The 5,418-nt window shown below is 61.4% G+C and carries 3 protein-coding genes; 1 reads left to right on the top strand and 2 read right to left on the bottom strand.

Going from position 1 to position 5,418, the window contains the following annotated elements:
* Positions 1-219: hypothetical protein (locus ABE459_RS25600; protein ID WP_346648171.1), on the top strand; the 219-nt coding region annotated here is incomplete at its 5' end.
* Positions 220-232: 13 nt separating this feature from the next.
* On the opposite strand, the gene ABE459_RS25605 is transcribed toward ABE459_RS25600, so the two are convergent.
* Both ABE459_RS25605 and ABE459_RS25610 read right to left on the bottom strand, forming a co-directional pair.
* Positions 233-1,483 carry a ribonucleotide-diphosphate reductase subunit beta gene (locus ABE459_RS25605; protein WP_110993000.1) on the bottom strand — a complete coding sequence of 417 codons (1,251 nt, stop codon included), beginning with the start codon at positions 1,481-1,483 and terminating at the stop codon, positions 233-235.
* A 265-nt stretch (positions 1,484-1,748) separates the two neighbouring features.
* Entirely contained in the window at positions 1,749-4,625 is a 2,877-nt protein-coding gene (locus ABE459_RS25610) for a ribonucleoside-diphosphate reductase subunit alpha (RefSeq protein ID WP_125462958.1), read from the bottom strand.
* Positions 4,626-5,418: the final 793 nt, after the last annotated feature.

Genomic DNA, 5,418 nt, shown 5'->3' on the forward strand with positions numbered 1-5,418 from the left:
TCGAGTCGAACCAACAAGGCGTACAGCGATGAAACAACAGGAGTAACTGGCCCGAAACAGATGTGGGAGCTGGCTTGCCAGCGATGCGCCGCGCGGGCGGCGCTCGATCTGATAGGCGCTACAAAATCCACGACCAACACCTGTCGGCCCTCACGCAAGTACTTTGAAAGTGCTGAATTTAACGCAATAAAAAGGCTGCCCGAGGGCAGCCTTCTTTGAGTAGCCGGACAAATCAATCCCAGCTCAGAGCACCACCAGTCTGATACTCAATCACCCGAGTCTCAAAGAAGTTCTTCTCTTTCTTCAAGTCCATGATCTCGCTCATCCAAGGGAACGGGTTGGTAGTCCCCGGATACTCTTCCTTCAACCCAATCTGGGTCAAACGACGGTTAGCGATGAACTTGAGGTAATCCTCCATCATCGCCGCGTTCATCCCCAGCACGCCGCGCGGCATGGTGTCACGGGCATATTCGATCTCCAGCTGAGTCCCTTGCAGGATCATTTGGGTAGCCTCTTCCTTCATCGCCGCATCCCACAGGTGCGGGTTCTCGATCTTGATCTGGTTGATCACGTCGATGCCGAAGTTCAGGTGCATGGACTCGTCACGCAGGATGTACTGGAACTGCTCGGCAACGCCGGTCATCTTGTTGCGGCGGCCCATGGACAGGATCTGGGTGAAGCCGCAGTAGAAGAAGATGCCTTCCAGTACGCAGTAGTAGGCGATCAGGTTGCGCAGCAGCTCTTTGTCGGTCTCGACGGTGCCGGTGTTGAACTCCGGGTCCGAGATGGCGCGGGTGTACTTCAGACCCCAGGCCGCCTTCTTAGCGACCGACGGGATCTCGTGGTACATGTTGAAGATCTCGCCTTCATCCATGCCCAGCGACTCGATGCAGTACTGGTAGGCGTGGGTGTGGATCGCCTCTTCGAAGGCCTGGCGCAGGATGTACTGGCGGCACTCGGGGTTGGTGATCAGGCGGTACACGGCCAGGGCCAGGTTGTTGGCAACCAGGGAGTCGGCGGTGGAGAAGAAGCCGAGGTTGCGCATCACGATGCGGCGCTCGTCTTCGGTCAGGCCGTCCATGCTCTTCCACAGGGCGATGTCGGCGGTCATGTTGACCTCTTGCGGCATCCAGTGGTTGGCGCAGCCGTCGAGGTACTTCTGCCAGGCCCAGTCGTACTTGAACGGGACCAGCTGGTTGAGGTCGGCGCGGCAGTTGATCATGCGCTTTTCGTCAACGGCGACGCGGGCCGAGGAGCCTTCCAGCTCGGCCAGGCCTTCGGCGATGTCCAGGGCGTCCAGGGCAGCCTTGGCGCGTTTGACGGCGTCGGAGTCCGAGGCGGTGGCGGCGCGGGCTTCCAGGGCGGCGGCACCGCCGGCGCTGTCGAGCTTGTCCAGGGTGGCGGCTGCGGCGGCTTGTGCGCCGGTGTTGCCCTTGGCGGCTACTTCGCCGTCTTCTTTATCGAATTCGTCCCAGCTCAGCATGGTGAGTTCTCCTGCTTGAGGGCCATCTTGAGTATGGCCGGTGGATCTTGGTTGCGGTGCTTAGGCCCCGGATGGGGTACTGCAGTGCACGCAAATCTGAATGCCCTTTGAGGGGCTGGCCCGGGTATTGGCGCCCGGGCCTATTGTGTTTGGCTGTGGGGCAGGGGGCGGCAGTGCCGGCCTCTTCGCGGGTAAACCCGCTCCCACAGGGTTCCGTGTGGCTACACGAAAAAAGAGGCTTCCCGGGGGAAGCCTCAGCCAAGCCTTACTGGCAGGCTTCGCAATCCGGCTCGTCGATGGCGCAAGCCTTCGGTACCGGGGCTGGGCCCGCGGCCTGGACCGGGGCGCTGTCGCCACCGCTCGACACGGCGTTGAGCTTGCCGGTGTTGATGGTCGACTTCTCGGTGCTGGTCGCGGCCAGGGCACGGAGGTAGTAGGTGGTCTTCAGACCACGGTACCAGGCCATGCGGTAGGTCACGTCCAGCTTCTTGCCCGAGGCGCCGGCGATGTACAGGTTCAGCGACTGGGCCTGGTCGATCCACTTCTGGCGACGGGAGGCGGCATCGACGATCCACTTGGTCTCGACTTCGAACGCGGTGGCGTACAGGTCTTTGAGCTCTTGCGGGATACGCTCGATCTGCTGCACCGAACCGTCGTAGTACTTCAGGTCGTTGATCATCACCGAGTCCCACAGGTCGCGGGCTTTCAGGTCGCGCACCAGGTACGGGTTGATCACGGTGAACTCGCCCGACAGGTTCGATTTCACGTACAGGTTCTGGTAGGTCGGCTCGATGGACTGCGACACGCCGGTGATGTTGGCGATGGTCGCGGTCGGCGCGATGGCCATGATGTTCGAGTTACGGATACCTTTTTGTACGCGGGCACGGACCGGTGCCCAGTCCAGGCTTTCGGTCAGGTCGACGTCGATGTACTTCTGGCCACGGGCTTCGATCAGGATCTGTTGCGAATCCAGCGGCAGGATGCCTTTGGACCACAGCGAACCCTGGAAGGTCTCGTAGGCGCCGCGCTCGTCGGCCAGGTCGCAGGAGGCCTGGATCGCGTAGTAGCTGACCGCTTCCATCGACTTGTCGGCGAACTCGACGGCAGCGTCGGAGCCGTAGGCGATGTGCTGCAGGTACAGGGCGTCCTGGAAGCCCATGATGCCCAGGCCGACAGGGCGGTGCTTGAGGTTCGAGTTACGCGCCTGCGGTACCGAGTAGTAGTTGATGTCGATCACGTTGTCGAGCATGCGCACGGCGGTGTTCACGGTGCGTTGCAGCTTGGCGGTGTCCAGCTTGCCATCGACGATGTGGTTCGGCAGGTTGATCGAGCCCAGGTTGCAGACCGCGATCTCGTCCTTGTTGGTGTTCAGGGTGATCTCGGTGCACAGGTTCGAGCTGTGGACCACGCCCACGTGCTGCTGCGGGCTGCGCAGGTTGCACGGGTCCTTGAAGGTCAGCCACGGGTGGCCGGTCTCGAACAGCATCGACAGCATCTTGCGCCACAGGTCTTTGGCCTGGATGGTCTTGAACACCTTGATCTTGTTGTACTCGGTCAGGGCTTCGTAGTACTCGTAGCGCTCTTCGAAGGCCTTGCCGGTCAGGTCGTGCAGATCAGGTACTTCGCTTGGGGAGAACAGGGTCCACTTGCCGTCATCGAAGACGCGCTTCATGAACAGGTCAGGGATCCAGTTGGCGGTGTTCATGTCGTGGGTACGACGACGGTCATCACCGGTGTTCTTGCGCAGCTCGATGAATTCTTCGATGTCCAGGTGCCAGGTTTCCAGGTAGGCACACACGGCGCCTTTGCGCTTGCCACCCTGGTTCACGGCAACGGCGGTGTCGTTGACGACTTTAAGGAACGGCACGACGCCTTGCGACTTGCCGTTGGTGCCCTTGATGTACGAGCCCAGGGCGCGCACCGGGGTCCAGTCGTTGCCCAGGCCACCGGCGAATTTCGACAGCATGGCGTTGTCGTGGATCGCGTGGTAGATGCCCGACAGGTCGTCCGGCACGGTGGTCAGGTAGCAGCTGGAAAGCTGCGGGCGCAGGGTGCCGGCGTTGAACAGGGTTGGCGTGGACGCCATGTAGTCGAACGACGACAGCAGGTTGTAGAACTCGATCGCGCGGGCTTCTTTGTCTTTCTCTTCCAGCGCCAGGCCCATGGCCACACGCATGAAGAACACCTGCGGCAGCTCGAAGCGCACGCCATCCTTGTGGATGAAGTAGCGGTCGTACAGGGTCTGCAGGCCCAGGTAGGTGAACTGCTGGTCGCGCTCGTGGTTGATCGCCTTGCCCAGTTTTTCCAGGTCGAAGTCGGCCAGGGCCGGGTTGAGCAGTTCGAACTCGATACCTTTGGCCACGTAGGCTGGCAGGGCCTTGGCGTACAGGTCGGCCATCTCGTGGTGGGTGGCGCTGTCGGCCACGCCCAGGAAGCCCAGGCCTTCGGCGCGCAGGGTGTCCATCAGCAGGCGGGCGGTGACGAACGAGTAGTTCGGCTCACGCTCTACCAGGGTGCGGGAGGTCATCACCAGGGCGGTGTTGACGTCCTTGATGGCCACGCCGTCGTAGAGGTTCTTCAGGGTTTCGCGCTGGATCAGCTCGCCATCGACTTCGGCCAGGCCTTCGCAGGCTTCGCTGATGATGGTGTTCAGGCGCGCCATGTCCAGCGGCGCCAGGCTGCCGTCGGCCAGGGTGATGCGGATGCTTGGGTGCGGCTCGACCACGGCGCCGGTGTTGGCGCGGGTGGCGCGCTCTTTGGCGCGCTGGTCGCGGTAGATCACGTAGTCGCGGGCGACTTTCTGCTCGCCGGCGCGCATCAGGGCCAGTTCGACCTGGTCCTGGATTTCTTCGATGTGGATGGTGCCACCCGATGGCATGCGACGCTTGAACGTGGCGGTGACCTGCTCGGTCAGGCGCGCGACGGTGTCGTGGATGCGCGACGAAGCGGCAGCGGTGCCGCCTTCAACTGCGAGGAACGCCTTGGTGATGGCCACGGTGATCTTGTCGTCGGTGTAGGGGACGACAGTACCGTTACGCTTGATCACGCGCAGTTGGCCTGGGGCGGTGGCAGCCAGGTCCTGGTTGGACTCGGCCTGCGGCGCCAGAGCCTGCGGGTTCTCGCGAGTTGTGTCGGTTTGCATGGGTGGGTGTCTCCACAGTTTCTATAGTGTTCAGGCGCCTTTTGGGCGCCCACCGTTCCGTCCACTTGCCTGGTGGCCCAGGCGGGGATGCGCGTGAAGCACACGCATCCGTCCGCTCGGGCGTACCGACTTCGGGACAGACTCAGGAATAAAGGGCAATAACCTGCCGCTCCCTGGCCGAAGTCAAAGTTTTTGGGCGAACCCAAAATCTGTTGCTGATGGGGGCAGGCCTGGCCTGCAACACCCATGCCCGAACAAGGCCCTGAAAGGGCTTGCCTCGGTCGCCTCCGCAGGAGCGGTTTGGCTGCTGGAATCACGTTAAGTTCAGTAGGTGAAATTCGCTTGAATTTGCCTGTTGACTTGTGTGTGTGATTTTGCTCGAACCCCAACATCTAGTGGTTCGCTGCGATCGGGATACAAGATAATGCGGTCTGGGGGGCTTTGCAAGGCGAGCGCCTGTGGATAAGTTGTGAGTACTTTGTGTGTGATTCCTGGGTAGTCGCTGTAGGCCTTGTCCCAAGAGGTTTTCACGATTTTTCTGCGTCTCGCCGCCCCAGGGCAGTTTTTTGCGGGCGCGAACCCTATCACAAAAAATGCTTCAGCCAAGGGGTGTTTGAGGTGATTGGCAGGCGTGAGCCCGGAACGTAGTATCCGGGGGCGATGTTGCTCTTTGGTGAAAGGGAATCATCAGCACAATCAAGTTGTTGTGGTGCCTGTGCGGGCCCATCGCGGGGCAAGCCCGCTCCCACATCATGGCGTGAGCATCGTGGGAGCGGGCTTGCCCCGCGATGGC

This window comes from Pseudomonas sp. TWI923 (assembly GCF_039673365.1).
In the GTDB taxonomy this organism is placed as follows: Bacteria; Pseudomonadota; Gammaproteobacteria; order Pseudomonadales; family Pseudomonadaceae; genus Aquipseudomonas; species Aquipseudomonas sichuanensis.

Bases quoted from the DNA above. Each gene is read 5' to 3' on its own strand.
- ABE459_RS25605 (WP_110993000.1), bottom strand. From the start codon at position 1,483: ATGCTGAGCTGGGACGAATTCGATAAAGAAGACGGCGAAGTAGCCGCC.
- ABE459_RS25610 (WP_125462958.1), bottom strand. From the start codon at position 4,625: ATGCAAACCGACACAACTCGCGAGAACCCGCAGGCTCTGGCGCCGCAG.